Genomic DNA, 17,486 nt, shown 5'->3' with positions numbered 1-17,486 from the left:
GGGCCGGTCCCTGGGGTGGCGGGGCGGCCGTGCCGGGTGCTGCCCGGGCTAATTAACGCACTGGATAGTTAGTAGCGGTTGGCTACGGATGGTGCGCCGACGTTTCCCGGGTGTCAAGAGGTGCCGCCGGAGGATCTTCCGGCCGAGACCCGACCGAGACCGTGCGCCCTGCCCAGTGCGCCCCGCCCCGCGGGCCTCAGTCCGCCGCGCGGTCCGCCGTCAGGTAGGCGATCACCATGTCGCCGAGCATCTGCCGGTAGTGGTCGCGGCGTTGGGCGTCGATCAGGTCGCGCCCGAAGAGGGCGCCGAAGGTGTGCCGGTTGGCGACCCGGAAGAAGCAGAAGGCGCTGATCATCGCGTGCAGGTCGACGGCATCGACGTCGGCGGTGAACAGGCCCGACTCCTGGCCCGACTCCAGGATCCGGCGGATCACGTCCAGCGCGGGCGAGCCGATGGTGGCGAGCATCTCGGAGGAGGCGATGTGCTCGGCCTCGTGGATGTTCTCGATGCTGACCAGGCGGATGAAGTCGGGGTGCGCCTCGTGGTGGTCGAACGTCACCTCGGCGAGCCTGCGGATGGCCGCCACCGGGTCCAGGTGCTCGACGTCCAGCTCCTGCTCGGTCTGCCGGATCACGGAGTACGCCCGCTCCAGCACGGCGGTGAACAGCTGCTCCTTGCCGCCGAAGTAGTAGTAGATCATCCGCTTCGTGGTGCGGGTCCGGGCGGCGATCTCGTCGACCCGGGCCCCGGCGAACCCGGAACGGGCGAACTCCTTGGTCGCTACGTCGAGGATCTCGGCCTTGGTGCGGGCGGCGTCACGGATCCGCCCGTTCGGTCGTGCCGGTTCTTCGACGCTGGTCATCGGGTTCCTTCGGGCGAGTGCGGCCGGTGCCCGTGATTCTAGGAGCTGCGGCGGCGGTCTTCCCTCGGGAGGGGGCGGCTGCTATTACTAACGTACTAGTTCGTACATTAGACTCGCGGGAGGGCCGCCGTGGCCAAGGACTCGTATCTCGTCGGCCTCGTCGGCTCCGGAATCGGGCCGTCCCTCAGCCCCGCCCTGCACGAGCGGGAGGCCGACCGGCAGGGTCTGCGCTACCTGTACCGGCTGATCGACATCGACGACCTCGGCGTCGGGCCTGAGGCGGTGGGCGACCTGGTGCGCGCCGCCCGTGACCTGGGCTTCGACGGGCTGAACATCACCCACCCGTGCAAGCAGCTGGTCATCGAGCACCTCGACGGGCTCGCCCCGCAGGCCGCCGCGCTCGGCGCGGTCAACACGGTCGTCTTCGAGGACGGCCGCGCCGTCGGCCACAACACGGACGTCACCGGCTTCGCCGCGTCCTTCGCGCGCGGGCTGCCCAACGCCCCGCTGGAGAAGGTGGTGCAACTCGGTGCCGGTGGCGCGGGCGCGGCGGTCGCCCACGCCACGCTCACGCTCGGCGCCGAGCACGTCACCGTCGTCGACGCCATGCCCGACCGGGCGACCGACCTCGCCACCTCCCTCAACCGCCACTTCGGCCCGGGTCGGGCCGCCGCGGCCACGCCGGAAGCGCTGCCGGTGCTGCTGGGGGCGGCGGACGGGGTCGTCCACGCGACGCCGACGGGGATGGCGGCCCACCCCGGGCTGCCGTTCGCCGCGGAGCTGCTGCGCCCCGGGCTGTGGGTGGCGGAGGTGGTGTACCGGCCGTTGGAGACCGAGCTGTTGCGGGTCGCGCGGGGGCTTGGCTGCGCCACGCTCGACGGGGGTGGGATGGCGGTGTTCCAGGCGGCCGACGCGTTTCGGTTGTTCACCGGGTGTGAGCCGGACGCGGTTCGGATGCTGGCCGACATCGGTGAGTTGGCCGGGGCTGCGGGTGCGCGTAACTAAGCGCCGCGTGCGCTGGTCAGGTGTGTCGGCCGCGGGTTCGTCGTGGTTGATCGCGCCCACGCGGCGGAGCCGCACAATGTCACGCCCCGCGCCCCTTACAGGGGCGTGACCCTGTTGTAAGGAGTTCCCCATGCGTACATCCATCGCCACCGTCTCCCTCAGTGGGTCGCTCACCGAGAAGCTCGCCGCTGCCGCGCGGGCCGGGTTCGACGGGGTGGAGATCTTCGAGAACGATCTGCTGGCCAGTCCGCTCACGCCGGAGGAGGTGCGGGCCCGCTGTGCGGATCTCGGGCTGAGCATCGATCTCTACCAGCCGATGCGGGACATCGAGGCCGTGCCTGCGGAGGTGTTCGCGGGGAACCTGCGGCGGGCCCGGCACAAGTTCGAGCTGATGGGCCGGCTCGGCTGCGACACCGTCCTCGTCTGTTCCAGCGTCCATCCGCTCGCCGAGGACGACGACGCGCTCGCCGCGTACCATCTGCGCCAACTGGCAGCGCTCGCCGAGGAGTTCGGCATCCGGGTGGCCTACGAGGCGCTGGCGTGGGGCCGGCACGTCAGTACGTACGACCACGCGTGGCGCATCGTGGAGGCGGCCGACCACCCCGCGCTCGGGACGTGCCTGGACAGCTTCCACATCCTGGCCCGGGGCTCCGACCCCAAGGGCATCGAGGACATCCCGGGCGAGAAGATCTTCTTCCTCCAGCTCGCCGACGCCCCGCTGATGGCGATGGACGTGCTGCAGTGGAGCCGCCACTACCGCTGTTTCCCCGGGCAGGGCGGCCTCGACGTCACCGGGCTCGTCGGGCATGTGCGGGCGGCCGGATACGAGGGGCCGCTGTCGCTGGAGGTCTTCAACGACGTCTTCCGGCAGGCCGAGGCGGGCCCCACCGCCGTGGACGCCCACCGTTCGCTGCTGATGCTCCAGGAGGCGGCCGGTATCGCCGCGCTGCCGGAGCGGGTGACGCCCACCGGCGTCGCCTTCGCCGAACTGGTCACCCCCGACGCCGAACCCGTGGCCGCGCTGCTCGGCGCCCTCGGCTTCGCCCGCACCGCACGCCATCGCAGCAAGCCGGTCGACCTGTGGCAGCAGGGCGAGGCACGGGTGCTGGTCAACACCGGCCCGGCCGCCCGGCGCGACGGCACCCAGCTCGCCGCCGTCGGACTCGAATCGCCGGACCCGGCCGGCGCCGCCCGCCGCGCCGAGGCCCTGCTCGCGCCGGTGCTGCCACGCCGCCGGGCCGCCGAGGACGCGCCGCTCGACGCGGTCGCCGCGCCCGACGGCACCGAACTGTTCTTCTGCGCCACGGACCGCCCCGAACACCCCAGCTGGACCGGCGACTTCCGTCCCGTGCCCCACCCCGAGCCAGCGGGCCACGTCCGCCGCGTCGACCACCTCGCCCTCACCCAGCCCTGGCACCAGTTCGACGAGGCGGCCCTCTTCCACCGCACGGTGCTCGGCCTCCACGCCAGCGACAGCGTCGACGTCGCCGACCCGTACGGCCTGTTCCGCAGCCGTCCGGTGACCAACGACGACGGCAGCGTCCGGATCGCCCTCAGCGTCGGCCCCGCCCCCACCGACGACATGGCCCGCGCCCAGCACATCGCCCTCACCACGGACGACGTCGTCGCCGCGGCGCGCGCCTTCCGCGCGGCCGGGGGCCGGCTGCTGGCCGTCCCCGCGAACTACCACGACGACCTGGCCGCACGGTTCGAGTTCGCCGACGGCGAGCTGGACACGTACCGGGAACTGGGCATCCTCTACGACCGTGACGCGGGCGGCGCGTTCCGCCACTGCTACACCGAGACCGTCGGCCGCGTCTTCTTCGAACTCGTCCAGCGCGACGCCGGACACCAGGGATACGGCGCGCAGAACGCGCCCGTGCGCCTCGCCGCCCAGCACGTGCGACGACCGGGCGGATGAGGGCAGCGGACGGGGAGCCGGAGGCTACTGGCGGCTGACCGTGCGCGTCACGCCCGTGACGACCGTCGTCGCCAGGATCCAGCCGGTGATGACGAGGACGTACGACAGCCACTGCGACCAGCCCTCGGGCGCGTAGGCCCGTTCCTGCCCGAAGTCGATGATCGGCAGCAGCAGGTCGAGAGTGTAGAAGACCGGGTTGAACTCCGGGGCCTCGTCCGCCTTCAGCGGGCTGGGCGCCCGCACCGCGTACGCCACGGAACCCACCGCCATCAGCGACAGCAGCCAGACCGCCGCGCGCAGCGGACGGAAGCCGTAGCCGACGGTGGCGTCCTGGGCGTACCCCCACAGCCGCCCGTGCCAGCGGAGCGTGGCGCGGTGCCGGCGCAGCTTGGCGAGCTGGACACGCCGGGCGGCGTCGTCGTCACCGATCCTGCGGTACGCGGCGGTCAACTGCTCGTAGGAGTACGGCAGATACCCCTCCCCGTCCCGCTCCAGCATCGGCAGCCGCCGCTCGGCGGGCACGTGAGGGATCAGAGAGGTGTAGGTGAGGCTGTTCAGGAGGACCTGGTCCGGCAGCTTCTCCGGCTCCACGAACAGCACCTCTATCTGGGCGCGGCGCAGATTCAGGACACCCTCCACCGGTGGGCCCTCGCGCAGCCAGAGTTCGCTGATGACGCTGCTGCTCACCCGCAGCGCCGTACCGCCGGGGTTCGACAACCGTGCGTAGGACAGCTCCAGCCAGCCGCCCACACGGGCACCGCGCAGCTCGACCCGTCCGCGTACGTCCGCGTGGCGCAGGACGACATCGGACTCGGTGGCGAGGGTCTCCGCGCCGAGGGCGGTGCCGCCGGGCCGGTGCAGCCGGGCGCGCCGCAGGTCGACCTTGCCCGCGACATGGGCGCCGCCGAGCCGCACCTCACCGTCCGCGCGCAGCCCGGGAGCACACAACTCCTCCCCGATCTCTGCCTGGTTGAGGCGCAGCACAGGCTCCCCGTCCGCAGCGGTGAACTCGGCGCGCTCCATGAACAGGGTCCCGGAGATCTGCGCCCCGGTGAGCCGCACCGGCCCCCGGAACCGGCACCCCGTCAGCCGCAGCCCGCCGTCGACCCGCGCCCGCGCCGAACGCAGGCCCGGCAGCGTGGACTTGGACAGATTGAGATAGTTGAAGTGCGCGCCCGAGAAGTCGGGAACCTCGTCGAAGTGACAGCCGCTCAGCCGTACGACGCTCTCCACCGTCGCGTACTTCAGCTCCAGCCGGCCGGTGATCCGGGCACCCTCGATCTTGAGGGCGGCGACCTCGCCCTCCTCCTGAGGAGCGGTCAGCAGCAACGCCCGCAACACCCGTGCGCGGACGGTGCGTTCGGGGCCCCAGTCGGCGCCGTCGGCGATGACCTCCTCCTCCTCGACGGTGGTGAGGTCCCTGGTCCCGAAGTCCACCGCCGCGCCGAGCGGAAAGGCGTCCCACACCCGCCGCTCGGCCGCCGTCAGATCGTTGATCATCATCAAGGGGAATCTCACCCGCGACGCCTGTACCTGTCAACTATGCCTAGTGTCCCCAGGCTTCTGCGTGCGCGCGGTGCGCGTCGGTGAGGCCGTTCGTGAAGAAGCGCTCGTAGTACTCGTTCTCCACGTGGTGGACCTGGAGCCATACGCCCGGGACGTGGATCGCGTCCGTGTGGGCCGGGAAGCGGCCGTGCGTGCGCAGGATGTACTCGCAGATGTCACGGGCGCAGTCGACCACCCGCTCCTCGTACTCGCTGGCCTCGGTGAGATAGCGCTGCCCGTAGTCCTCCCGGTAGATCCGGGCGAAGACGTCCCGGTCGGTGTAGACGCCGCCCCGGCCGAACTTCGCACGGATGATCGTCTCCACCGCCTCCGACATGCTCCCGAGCACGGGCGGGCACGCGGCGGCGATCAGCGGTGCGCCGCCGTCGGGGGAGGGGAGCCGTACCGGGTGCGAGCGCACGTTCGCGTACTTCGGCAGCGGGATGTGCCAGCGCCAGATGTCGGCCGGGCGCCAGCGCGGGGTGACGAAGTCGAAACCCAGCATCCTGCCGTACGCCCGGGAGAACTTCGGGTCGCCGAGGGCGATCTGCGGATTGATGGTGGCGTGGATCCAGGCGCCCAGGCCCATCGCCTCCGCCGTGAGCATCAGGTTCTGCAGCAGCAGGTCGGCCTCGATCTGGGTGCGCATGGGTCCGAGGGCGCCGAGCGGCAGCTTCAGGTCCCCGTTGAGGAACCCGTTCCGCACCCACTTCCGCACCCCGGCGGCCCGGTAGAAGTTGCGGTCGTCCACGAGGGTCGGACGGGCCCCGTCGGGCTGGGTGAGGAGATACATCAGCGCGTTCACGTACTGGTGGGAGAGGTCGACCACCGGGAACAGCAGCGTCGTGCCGGGCAGGTTGGACAGAAAGCGGTTGGAGTCCAGGTACGCCGGGAAGTCCCGCTGGTCCGGTGCGACGTCGAGGCGGTGGTCCAGGACCTTCACCTTGGCCTCGCGCGCCCGCGCCACCAGCGTCTCGGCGTCGAACGGCTCGTCCGGTGCCGGTTCGAGCCTGCGCAGGAAGTAGGTGCCCGAGTCGTTGACGAGGAAGAAGTGGGTGCCCTGCGCGTTGTCCGGGCTGCCCGCGGTACGGCCCGCCATCGTCAGGTTGGGCTTGGACATGATGGGCGTGCCGTTGTCCGGGTCCTCGAAGGGCCGGTCGGGCATGGTGAGGCCGGTGGTGCCGGTGATCGCGATCAGCACCGCCTCCTCCAGCTCGGTCAGCGGCTGCGCCGCGTTGCGGGAGGTGTAGGTCATGGTCCCGGCGGACACCTTGGCCCCCCGGCTCACGCGGTGGGTGCGGCGGCGCCACACGGTCCGCAGCAGCGGGCGGTCGAAGAGGTCGGCGAGCCCCGGGTGGGTGGCGCCCGTGGTCGTGCCGGGCTGTTCCTGGAGCGCGAGCTGTTCGCCCGCCCCGGGTATCGCGGAGAGCTCCGGGTTCCCGGGCAGCTCGGAGTGGTTGTCGGTGAACGTCATGCGTGTTTCCCCCGTTGTGGTTCGGACCCGGGCCGTCGTGCGACACTCCGGGTCGTCATGTCACGGCGTCATGGTGAACCGCCGTCGCTCGTACCGGAGTTGCCGGTCGTGGGCACCGTCCGCCACGGCGCGAAGGCGCTCGCGTCGCGGGGCAGGAGAGGTGCCAGCTCCGGGCAGTGGCGCTGGAGCACCGTGTTCATGCCGCCCTGCTCGACCCAGCCGATGCCGAGCGGTGTGTAGACCTCCGGCCGGTAGTCGACCGTCAGGAACCGGTCGCTCTGCAGCCGCCGGCTGGCCATCAGGACGAAGATCCGGAAGGCGGTGTCGCTGAAGCCGAAGCCCTCCGGCGGGTTCTCCGCGAACAGCCCGACCACGGTGTCGATCTCGTCGACGTCCCGGTAGACGTCCTTGAGCCGGGCCAGCGTCTCGGGGTTCTCGGTCAGCTCCTCGAAGGAACGGATCCGCCCCCGGTGCAGCCCGGCCCGGAAGTCGTTGTAGCGCGGCACCCCCCGGCGGCGCGTCCGGACCAGGTCGACGACCGACAGATCGATGATCTCCCCGTCGCGCTCGAAGCGCTGGAGCGAGCGCGGGAAGTTGTGCAGGGTGATAGCTCCGGGGTGGGCGATCCCGAACGAGTACAGCGCGTTCGCGAGCCCCGTCCTGCGGATCTGCGCCTCGGCCGCCCCGCCCTGGATGTCGAGGAAGCCCACCGTCTCCAGCCGCCGCCCGGATTGGTGCTCCCGCAGCTCGAAGTCGTCCGGGATCAGCGGGTGCATGCGGTAGACGGTGGTGAAGTCCTCCGTCAGCGAGTACGGCGCCGTGTGGTGGTCCGGCAGCGTCTTCGGGATGCCGGTCAGCGAGTGCGCCTCGAACAGCCACAGGCCCAGCTGGTTGAGCCAGTTCTTCGGCGGGCCCGACCAGTTGGTGCGCAGCGCGAGGTCGATCGCCTCGGTGGCCAGGATCGCGGGCGTCCACTCCACGGTGTGGATCTTCGCGATCAGCGCGGACACCACGAGCCGGGCCGTCTGGTAGACCTTCTCCTCGCTCATCGACGGGTACTCCGCCCGCAGCGCGTCACAGACGGCGTTGTGCTCCCGCGCGAAGAGCGTGTGCATCGCGCTGAGGCCCATCCACCAGCTCTCGTTGAAGCCGGTGAGCGGGATGCCGTTCGTCCCGCTCGGCAGATGGCCGTCCTCCAGGCGGAGTTTCGCGCCCCCGTCCGGCTCGCGCAGGGACCGTGCGGTCAGCTCGTTCTCGCCGTACACCTCGGAGCCGTCCCACCAGTGCGAGGCGGAGTTGGCGAACAGGACCGGTGGGCGGCCGGGCACCTCCAGGCCCTCGTTCTCGGCGAACCGCATCACCCGCTCGGTCGGGCCGCCCGGCACGTTCTGCCAGGTGCCGTCGTAGCCGGGCGGCAGCGGTACCTCCACACTGCGGTCACCGGTCTTGTACCGCCGGTGGTTCACCCAGTCGTGCACCTGGAACTGGATCCACGCCGCCGCCAGCACGTTGAGCGAGGTCGCCGGCACGAAGCTCTCCCGGTGCAGCAGCTGCCTGCTGACCGTCACCGGGTTCGGTGTGTCGAAGGTGTCCGGCCGGTAGTCCGGCTTCAGGTTCCGCCCGAAGGCGGCCCCCACCGCGCCCATCGACGGCTCCGACAGATCGTTGTACGTCCCGTCGTACGACCGCTCCGTGCGCAGCCTCTCCGGGACCGGCTCCGGCACGGGCTGCGTCTGCGGCGGGGCCTCGCGGACCTCGGTGTCGATCAGGTTCAGCCGCCGCAGCGCCCTCCTCAGGAACACCAGGTTCAGCAGGCTCAGGGACAACGGCAGCCGGTGCCACGGAACGGCACGGTTCAGCAGCCCGAGAGCGGGGCCCACGAGACGGCCGAGCAGTTTGTTGCGCAAGGGTTCCTCGGTGACGAACCGTTCCCCGAGACGGTGTGCGCCGCTCGCCCGGTACGCGGCCTTCCGGGCCCGGTTGATATGGCCCAATGGCCGGAAATCATCGGTCGTGTACCAGGGGTTGAAGGTCAGGTCCTCGATCCGTCGCGCCGCCGCCCGCGCCTCGGCCGTGTCCAGTTCCTGTGCGGGGATGGTGAGCCGGGCGATCGGCACCGCGGGCGCCACCGCGTCCTTCCACTCCACCGCCGCGTCCTCGATCGGGGTCCGACGCTCGTCCACGTACCGCTGTACGCACAGGTCGAACGCCGCGTCCGCCTGCCCGAGCCGCCGTGCCAGCTCCCGGTGCAGGAAGTCCGGGTCCCGGCGATCGGGCGCGTCCGCCGCCGGTGTACCGGGCGCGGGCCGCAGCAGATACCGCACCGGCCCGGCATCGCCCCACAGAATGGCCCCCCGACTCCAATAGGTCTCGGTGGCAAGGGAGTTGACGGACCGACGGGTAGCCGCCGTGACATTGCGCCGCATCCGTGCGGCCGTCCCCATGCCCACCGCCAACGGCAGCTTCACGAACAGCCCGAACGCCTTCCGCAGCGGACTACGGGCCCCCGCCATGGCTTTGGCGAACGCCACGAACTCCCGGGCGTCGCTCGCGTGCGACACCGGGAAACTGGTGGCCAGCAGGTCATGGCTGACCCCCTCCGCCACGTGCACCCGCACGGCGGCGCCCCGCAGATCGGGTGAGCCGTCCCCCTGCCGGATCCCGCTCGCGTTGGACAGCCGCACCACCGCCGGATAGTCGGCACTCGGCTGCGCGAAACCGGTCCGCAACGCCACCGGCAGGTCGTCGTGGAACCGCAGCCGCGCGTTCTCCACGCCCAGCGGCGCCTTCGCGTGGAACGCCCGCGCGATCCCGCCGCCCCCGGCCCGCCGGTTCCTGACCTGGACCTCCATCAGCTCCCGGGCGAGCTGCTCGAACACCAGCCGCTCGGCCTCGGGGCTGCCGCCGTCGTAGCGCTCGTACCGCTGATCGTGCTGCCCGGCCTCGGCCATCGCCGTTCCCCCTACGGACGCGCTGCGTACGCACGCGCGCTCATGCGCGCACGATGCATACGGGACAGGGGCCGCACGCTACCGGCGGCGGGGTTCCGGCCACAGCGACAGTTCGCGCCATGTGCGCATCTGCCGATAATGCTCGGAAAGGTCCGGTTCCCCACACCCCGAGGGGCGCGGGGAACCGTCCGACCGGCGTCTGCTCGGCGCCTACTTCTCCTTCGTCGACTCGACCGCGTGTCCACCGAACTGGTTCCGCAGCGCCGCGATCATCTTCATCTGGGGCGAGTCGTCCTGGCGGGAGGCGAACCGGGTGAACAGCGACGCGGTGATCGCCGGCAGCGGCACCGCGTGGTCGATGGCCGCCTCGACGGTCCACCGGCCCTCACCGGAGTCCTCGGCGTAGCCGCGCAGCTTCGTCAGGTGCTCGTCCTCGTCGAGTGCGTTGACGGCGAGGTCCAGCAGCCAGGAGCGGATGACGGTCCCCTCCTGCCAGGAGCGGAAGACCTCGCGGACGGACGTCACCGAGTCGACCGCCTCCAGCAGCTCCCATCCCTCGGCATACGCCTGCATCATGGCGTACTCGATGCCGTTGTGGACCATCTTGGAGAAGTGGCCGGCACCGACCTTGCCGGCGTGGACATAGCCGTACGGCCCCTCCGGCTTGAGCGCCTCGAAGATCGGCTGGAGCCGCTCGACGTGCTCCGCGTCGCCGCCGACCATCAGGGCGTAGCCGTTCTGCAGACCCCACACGCCCCCGGAGACACCGGCGTCGACGAAGCCGATGCCCTTGGCGCCCAGCTCGGCGGCGTGCTTCTCGTCGTCCGTCCAACGGGAGTTGCCGCCGTCGACGACCGTGTCGCCCGGCGACAGCAGCTCCGCCAGCTCGTCGATGACGGACTGGGTGGCGCCGCCCGCCGGGACCATCACCCACACCACGCGCGGCCCGTCGAGGCGCTCGACCAGTTCGGCCAGGCTGCCCACGTCGGAGACCTCGGGGTTGCGGTCGTAGCCGATGACGGTGTGGCCGGCGCGGCGGATGCGCTCGCGCATGTTGCCGCCCATCTTGCCGAGGCCGATGAGACCCAGCTGCATCGTTGCCATGTCAGTTCACCTGTTCCATACGGGAGTCGAGTGGAGGTGTGTCAGTCATCGGCGGCGGTCTGCCCGTCGCCGTCGCCGTGGCCGTCGTCGTTGCCGCCGCGCAGGGCGACGGCGTACATCTCGTCGGCGTCGAGGCGGCGCAGCTCCTCGGCGATCAGCTCGGAGGTGGCGCGCACCTTCAGGGCGAGGGTGCGGGACGGCTGCCCGGGCAGCGTGAGCGTGGCGAGCGGCCCCTCGGGCCGGTCGATGACGACCTCGCCCCTCGCGGTGCCGAGCCGCACACCCGTGACCACCGGGCCGGCGGTCAGCACGCGCTCGACGGACACCCCGAGGCGGGCCTCCAGCCAGCGGGCCAGCAGCTCGGCGCTGGGGTTGTCGGCCTCGCTCTCCACGGCGGCCGAGGTGATGGTCTCCTTGGCCTGGTCGAGGGCGGCCGCCAGCATGGAGCGCCACGGCGTGAGCCGCGTCCAGGCGAGGTCGGTGTCGCCGGGGGTGTAGGAGGCGACCCGCTGTTCGAGCGCGGCGAGCGGGGTCTCCACGGCGTACATGTCGGTGATCCGGCGCTGCGCGAGCGCGCCCAGCGGGTCCTTCGCCGGGTTCTCCGGCGCGTCCACCGGCCACCACACCACCACCGGCGCGTCCGGCAGCAGCAGCGGCAGGACCACCGAGTCGGCGTGGTCGGACACCTCGCCGTACGTCCGCAGCACGACCGTCTCGCCGGTGCCCGCGTCGGCGCCGACCCGTACCTCCGCGTCCAGGTGCGACTTGGTGCGGTCCTTCGGGGTGCGGGCGTGCCGCTTGATGACGACCAGGGTGCGCGAGGGGTGCTCGTGCGAGGCCTCCTCGGCGGCCTTGATCGAGTCGTAGGCGTTCTCCTCGTCCGTGACGATGACCATCGTCAGGACCATGCCCACGGCCGGTGTGCCGATGGCCCGGCGGCCCTGCACCAGGGCCTTGTTGATCTTGCTTGCCGTGGTGTCAGTCAGGTCGATCTTCATGGCCTGCGCCAGCTCCGTCCGTCTTGTGCGAGCATCTCGTCCGCTTCCGCGGGCCCCCAACCGCCCGAGGCGTACTGCGCGGGCCTGCCGTGCCCCGCCCAGTACTCCTCGATCGGGTCGAGGATCTTCCAGGACTCCTCCACCTCCTGGTGGCGGGGGAAGAGGTTGGCGTCGCCGAGCAGCACATCCAGGATCAGCCGTTCGTACGCCTCCGGGCTGGACTCCGTGAACGACTCGCCGTACGCGAAGTCCATCGTGACGTCCCGGATCTCCATCGAGGTACCCGGCACCTTCGAACCGAAGCGCACGGTCATCCCCTCGTCCGGCTGGACCCGGATGACGATCGCGTTCTGCCCCAGCTCCTCGGTGGCGGTGGAGTCGAACGGGGAGTGCGGGGCGCGCTGGAAGACCACCGCGATCTCGGTGACCCGTCGGCCGAGCCGCTTGCCGGTACGCAGGTAGAAGGGGACCCCCGCCCAGCGGCGGTTGTCGATGCCCAGCTTGACCGCCGCGTAGGTGTCCGTGGTGGAGGACCGGTCGATGCCCTCCTCCTCCAGGTAGCCGAGCACCCGCTCGCCGCCCTGCCAGCCGCCTGCGTACTGGCCGCGCACGGTGTGCCGGCCCAGGTCCTCCGGCAGCCGCACGGCCTTGAGCGCCTTCAGCTTCTCGGCCAGCAGCGACTCCGCGTCGAAGGCCGCCGGTTCCTCCATGGCGGTCAGGGCCAGCAACTGCAGCAGGTGGTTCTGGATGACGTCACGGGCCGAGCCGATGCCGTCGTAGTACCCGGCGCGACCGCCGATGCCGATGTCCTCGGCCATGGTGATCTGTACGTGGTCGACGTAACTCCGGTTCCAGATGGGCTCGTACATCTGGTTGGCGAAACGGAGCGCCAGGATGTTCTGGACGGTCTCCTTGCCGAGGTAGTGGTCGATGCGGAAGACCTGCTCGGGGTCGAACACCTCGTGCAGGACCGCGTTCAGCTCGCGGGCGCTGGCCAGGTCGTGGCCGAACGGCTTCTCGATGACGGCGCGCCGCCAGGAACCCTCGGGCGGAGTGGCCAGACCGTGCTTCTTGAGCTGCTTGACGACCTTCGGGAACATGCTCGGCGGCACGGAGAGGTAGAAGGCGAAGTTGCCGCCGGTGCCCCGCGAGCCGTCCAGCTCCTCGACGGCCTCGCGGAGCCGCTTGAACGCCTCGTCGTCACCGAAGTCGCCCGGGATGAAGCGCATCCCCTCGGCGAGCTGCTGCCAGACCTCCTCACGGAACTCGGTGCGGGCGTGCTCGCGGACCGCGTCATGCACGATCTGCGCGAAGTCCTCGTCCTCCCAGTCCCGGCGGGCGAACCCCACCAGCGAGAAGCCCGGCGGCAGCAGACCCCGGTTGGCCAGGTCGTACACGGCCGGCATCAGCTTCTTGCGGGACAGGTCACCGGTCACCCCGAAGATGACGAGCCCGGACGGGCCCGCGATCTTCGGGAGCCGGCGATCGTCCGCGTCCCGGAGCGGATTGAGCCACTCGGCGGTCATTCCCCATCAACTCCCTTGCTGTTCAAGGACTTCCGTGGCCTGCGGCGTCATGTCGACAGTGATCATCCTCCTTCAGGCGGGTTCCGGGCCGGCCGCGTCGGCGCCGGGCCGAGTCGTGCGGCCGAGCACACTCCTCGCCGCGGCGACGACGTTCTCGGCGGTGAAGCCGTACTCCGCGAACAGGGTCTTCGCGTCGGCGGAGGCGCCGAAGTGTTCGAGGGAGACGATGCGGCCGTGGTCACCGACGTACCGGTACCAGGTCAGACCGATCCCCGCCTCGACCGCCACGCGGGCCTTCACGGACGGCGGCAGCACGCTCTCTCGGTATTCGCGCGGTTGTTCCTCGAACCACTCCACCGACGGCATCATGGGCAGAGACTTCCCGGACGGCGACCGGATCAAGGCATTTCCGTTCCCCGTCGATCGCGGACTCTCCGTTGTCGCCATGTGGATCGGCCCGATGGGAGACCTTTGTTCTGGCACGTGGACATACCCCTGGGTGGGATGCACCCTCGTCGACTTCCATGTGGTCATGCTGTTCGCCGGCGGCCCGGTGCGCCACATGATCGACTTCGTCGAGTGCGAGTTGGGCGCGGGCGAGTTGGTGTGGGTCCGGCCGAGGGGGCGCATCGTTTCTCACGGCTGACCGAGTACCGCAGGACGGCCCTCACATGTTTCTTGCGAGGGGCCCCGGCATTCGCGGCGAGGAGAAAGCGCATCCGGGTGTCGCGATGTGGAGCGTCGTCGTATCGGGTTCGGGGCGCGTGGCGCCCTGCCGTTCTCGGCATCGGCGATCTGATGCGAACGCGTGTGCCTGCGTTCTTCCAGTTGCACGCCGGGACCGCACCGGTGGCGTTCCGGGCGGAGATGCGGTGATGCACGGCGAGGGGCGGACTCCACGGCCGTGGAGTCCGCCCCTCGCGCAACCCGCCTGTCAGCGGCCGAAGTTGAACCAGTTCACGTTCACGAAGTCCTGCGGCTGACCGCTGGTGAAGGTCAGATACACGTCATGGGTGCCGGTCACCCGGCTCATGTTCGCGGGCACCGTCCGCCACAACTGCCAGCCACCGGTGTTGGCGATCGAGAAACTGCCGACCGGCGCGTTCGACCGGCTGTCGAGCCTGACCTCGACCAGGCCGCTGACCCCCGCGTTGGCGCCGGAGGCCACCCGGGCGACGAACTGCGTCGCGGCCGTGGAGCCGAAGTTCACGTTCTGGAAGAGCGCCCAGTCGCCGTTGGCCAGCGCGCCGATGTTCTGGCCGCCGCCGGAGTCGGTCGTGGTCTCGGTGAGGGTGCCGCTCTGGCCGTTGTACGACTCGGCCTGGATGGCGCTGTACGCGTCCCGGGTGCCCGTCGGGGGCGGGGTGGTGGTGCCCCCGGCGGCCGACAGCACCTGCACGTAGTCGACGACCATCGGGACGCCGGAGCGGGTGTCACCGTCGAGCCCGCCGCCGAACGCGTCGGGGAAGGCACCGCCCATGGCCACGTTCAGGATGATGAAGAACCCGTGGTTGGTGGCGTTGGTCCAGGTGGTCGCGTCGACCTGGTTCGCGTTGACCGAGTGGAACTGGGTGCCGTCGACAAGGAACCGGATCGTCTCCGGCGTCACCGAGCGGTCCCACTCCATGGTGTACGTGTGGAACCCGGACTGGCAGGTCGTGCCCGGGCACGCCGTGGAGTTGCCGATGCCGGTCGTCTCGTTGCACGGGCCGCCGGGGTTGGTGCCGCAGTGCATGGTGGCCCAGACCTGGTTGCGGCCCTGCACGTTCTCCATGATGTCCAGCTCGCCGACGCTCGGCCAGTTCTGGTAGTTGCCCCGGTAGGGCGCGCCCAGCATCCAGAACGCGGGCCAGTAGCCCTCGGCGGCCGTCCCGGTGACGTTCGGCATCTGGAGCCGGGACTCGACCCGCAGCTTGCCGCCCGCCGGGGGCTGGAAGTCGGTGCGGTTGGTCTCGATCCGGCCCGAGGTCCAGCGGCCGGCCGAGTCACGGATCGGGGTGATGCGGAGATTGCCGTTGCCGTCGAGGGAGACGTTGGCGGTGCTGTTCGTCATCGTCTCGACCTCGCCGGTGCCCCAGTTGGCGGGGCCGCCGGGGTACGAAGTCCCGGTCGCGTACTGCCAGTTGGAGGTGCTGACGCCGGTGCCCGCGGCGCCGTTGAAGTCGTCGACGAAGACCTGCGTCCAGCCGGCGGGCGGGGTGGGGGCGGCGCCCTGCGCGGTCGACGCCCAGGCCGTGGCCAGGGCCAGCGCGGTGGCCATGGCGAGGAACGCGCGTCGGAGGGGGCGGCGGCGTCCGACGGGTGCGCCGCGGTGGGGTATGCCGGGGGTTTCACTCATGGCGGCCTCTTCGGGTGTACGGAGTGAGATGCGCGGGTGTGGGGGAGCGCTCCGTGGAGTCCCGTCCTGAGAGCGCTCTCAGAGAAGAGCGTGCGGTCAATGTGCGCTCCGGCGCTGCGGCCGTCAAGAGTTAAAGCGGAGAAAGTCCGTGCGGGAGTGCCGAGTTCACGATGTGAAGATCGGCTTTGTCGGGAGGTGTCCCTGTGGGCGCGGCGACGTGACGGGCGGTCAGTCCCCTGCCGTGGACACGGACGACCCGGACTTCATCGGCTCGTCCGGGTTGACGGAGAACGCCATGTTCCCGGCCGTCGCCACGATCGCCTCGTCCACGAGCAGCACCCGGGGCGGGGTCTCGGTCGCGATGTCCCCCGGGTCGTCGAGCGCGTCCGTGCGCCACAACTCGGCGCCCGTGCCGCTCTCCAGGGCCAGCAGCCGGCCGAACCGGTTGGCGAAGTAGAGCTCGTCACGGGCCGCCGACACCACCGGGGCGGACAGGTTCTCCATGTCGGTGGTCCGCTCCCACAGCACCTTGCCGCTCGTCGCCGACACGGCGGTGACCGACCCGCTGGTCCGCACGAAGTACACGACCCCGTCCACGAGCGTCGCCGCCCCGCGCAGCGCGCGCTTCAGCGGGATCCGGGTGACCTTCCCGGTGTCCGGGTCCACCCGCAGGAACGCGTCGTACGGCCGCTCGTACCCCGCCTGGTAGACCTCCTCGGTGGTCTCCGCCTTCAGGAACAGCGGCCGTCCGCCGACGGCGCCCAGGGCGAGCGACTTCTCGGGCAGAGGGGTGCGCTCCAGGGGTGTGCCGTCGTCCGGATCGAGGCGTACCAGCGTGAACGGGCGGGTGTCGAGGAAGTCGTCGCCCTCCCAGCACACTTCGTACGGGGCGTCGCCGAGCACCGAGGGAACGCAGTTGATCCCGGCGGGCTCGGACGTCCGCCACAGCTCCTTTCCCGCCGTGTCGTAGGCGATCACGTCGTAGTGGTCGGGCGCGAGGGTGAGCACGCCGCCGTCGAAGAGGGGCGCCGCCTCGCTCGCGCTGATGGGCCGCGACCACCGCTGCTTCCCGGTGCGGGTGTCCAGGGCCACCAGGCGCCGCTGCGTGCTGTCGGGCTCCGTGTACACGAAGACCAGCCCGTCCCGCACGCCGATGGGCAGCGCGGTCTGCGGGAGTTGGCCGTACCGCCATCCCGTCCTCCCGGTGGCGGCGTCCACCTTCGCGACGACGAAGCCCGTGCCGCCGCAGTACAGGTCGGTCCCGTCCGTCAGGCACCCCGTGCGGTCGTAGTTGACCGGGATGTACTCGGCTGGGAGCCCGCTGTCGGCCCGCAGCCGTGTCTGCCACGGCCGCCAGCCCTCGGGGAGCGACGCGGAACGGTAGCCCACGGCGCTGTCGGCGCCGGACGCCGTGGAGCTGTCCTCGGCCCCCGCGTACAGCAGCAGCGCGGCGCTCAGCGCGGAGACGGTCAGGAGGGCGCCGAGGCCGACGAGGACGACCTGCCGTCCAGGACGGAGCCTGGAACGACGTGGGGTCCCGGGCCGTTCGCCCGGCAGCCGGTCGTTCGCGGTCGGGTCGCCCGCACGGCCTACGTCCGTTCGGTCGGTGTCCGATCTGCCGGTGTCCGTTCGGCCGGAGTCCGATCTGCCGGAGTCCGTTCGGCCGGTGCCCGTCAGACGTTCGACGGGCCCTGAGCCTGGGGCCGTCCCTGAACCCGTCCCTGTCCCAGCCTCCGCCTCCGCCTCCGCCTCTTTCCCCGCC

General features: G+C 71.0%; 12 protein-coding genes and 1 pseudogene. 3 read left to right on the top strand and 10 right to left on the bottom strand.

Annotation, left to right across the window (positions count from 1 at the left end; genetic code table 11):
- Window positions 1–196: 196 nt before the first annotated feature.
- Window positions 197–862, bottom strand: a complete 666-nt coding sequence (locus P1P70_RS24895) for a TetR/AcrR family transcriptional regulator (protein WP_319241403.1) — start codon at window positions 860–862, stop codon at window positions 197–199.
- A 129-nt stretch (window positions 863–991) separates the two neighbouring features.
- Here P1P70_RS24895 and P1P70_RS24890 point away from each other — a divergent pair, with 129 nt between their 5' ends.
- Both P1P70_RS24890 and P1P70_RS24885 read left to right on the top strand, forming a co-directional pair.
- The gene (locus tag P1P70_RS24890) at window positions 992–1,867 is read left to right on the top strand and encodes a shikimate dehydrogenase (RefSeq protein WP_319241401.1); all 876 of its coding nucleotides are present in this window, start codon (window positions 992–994) and stop codon (window positions 1,865–1,867) included.
- Window positions 1,868–1,997: 130 nt separating this feature from the next.
- Window positions 1,998–3,788, top strand: coding sequence for a sugar phosphate isomerase/epimerase and 4-hydroxyphenylpyruvate domain-containing protein (locus P1P70_RS24885; protein ID WP_319241399.1), 1,791 nt, complete (start codon window positions 1,998–2,000; stop codon window positions 3,786–3,788).
- Window positions 3,789–3,812: 24 nt separating this feature from the next.
- Here the strand turns inward: P1P70_RS24885 and P1P70_RS24880 are convergent, their stop codons facing one another.
- The 7 genes and pseudogenes from P1P70_RS24880 to P1P70_RS24850 all read right to left on the bottom strand — a co-directional run.
- Window positions 3,813–5,291: a membrane-associated oxidoreductase gene (locus tag P1P70_RS24880; RefSeq protein ID WP_319241397.1), complete on the bottom strand. Its 1,479-nt coding sequence runs from the start codon at window positions 5,289–5,291 to the stop codon at window positions 3,813–3,815.
- Window positions 5,292–5,334: 43 nt separating this feature from the next.
- Window positions 5,335–6,807: a hypothetical protein gene (locus tag P1P70_RS24875; RefSeq protein ID WP_319241395.1), complete on the bottom strand. Its 1,473-nt coding sequence runs from the start codon at window positions 6,805–6,807 to the stop codon at window positions 5,335–5,337.
- A gap of 68 nt (window positions 6,808–6,875) precedes the next feature.
- Window positions 6,876–9,758 carry a peroxidase family protein gene (locus tag P1P70_RS24870; RefSeq protein WP_319241393.1) on the bottom strand — a complete coding sequence of 961 codons (2,883 nt, stop codon included), beginning with the start codon at window positions 9,756–9,758 and terminating at the stop codon, window positions 6,876–6,878.
- A gap of 210 nt (window positions 9,759–9,968) precedes the next feature.
- On the bottom strand, window positions 9,969–10,853 hold the full coding sequence (gene gnd / locus P1P70_RS24865) for a phosphogluconate dehydrogenase (NAD(+)-dependent, decarboxylating) (RefSeq protein WP_319241405.1): 885 nt from the start codon (window positions 10,851–10,853) through the stop codon (window positions 9,969–9,971).
- Between the two features lie 50 nt (window positions 10,854–10,903).
- A complete protein-coding gene (opcA, locus tag P1P70_RS24860; RefSeq protein ID WP_319241391.1) occupies window positions 10,904–11,860 on the bottom strand; it encodes a glucose-6-phosphate dehydrogenase assembly protein OpcA in 957 nt (318 codons plus the stop codon).
- A complete protein-coding gene (gene zwf / locus P1P70_RS24855; protein ID WP_319241389.1) occupies window positions 11,857–13,386 on the bottom strand; it encodes a glucose-6-phosphate dehydrogenase in 1,530 nt (509 codons plus the stop codon). Before zwf ends, opcA begins: the two co-directional genes overlap by 4 nt.
- Window positions 13,387–13,458: 72 nt before the next feature.
- A pseudogene (locus P1P70_RS24850) lies at window positions 13,459–13,755 on the bottom strand (transketolase-like TK C-terminal-containing protein); the annotation flags it as partial.
- Between P1P70_RS24850 and P1P70_RS24845 the strand changes: the two are divergent.
- The gene (locus P1P70_RS24845; RefSeq protein ID WP_319241387.1) at window positions 13,754–14,032 is read left to right on the top strand and encodes a hypothetical protein; all 279 of its coding nucleotides are present in this window, start codon (window positions 13,754–13,756) and stop codon (window positions 14,030–14,032) included. The pseudogene P1P70_RS24850 and the gene P1P70_RS24845 sit on opposite strands and share 2 nt — an antisense overlap.
- Before the next feature lie 288 nt (window positions 14,033–14,320).
- Here P1P70_RS24845 and P1P70_RS24840 read toward each other — a convergent pair whose 3' ends face one another.
- Window positions 14,321–15,724 (bottom strand): glycoside hydrolase family 16 protein, encoded by a 1,404-nt coding sequence (locus P1P70_RS24840; RefSeq protein WP_319241385.1) that lies wholly within the window; start codon window positions 15,722–15,724, stop codon window positions 14,321–14,323.
- Between the two features lie 228 nt (window positions 15,725–15,952).
- Window positions 15,953–17,486: PQQ-binding-like beta-propeller repeat protein (locus P1P70_RS24835; RefSeq protein ID WP_319241383.1), on the bottom strand; the 1,534-nt coding region annotated here is incomplete at its 5' end.

Origin of the sequence: Streptomyces sp. MB09-02B, assembly GCF_033794485.1 — a bacterium.
Lineage (GTDB): Bacteria > Actinomycetota > Actinomycetes > Streptomycetales > Streptomycetaceae > Streptomyces.
Note: the sequence above shows the minus strand (reverse complement) of the source record. Positions and strands in the feature narration are given on the sequence as shown.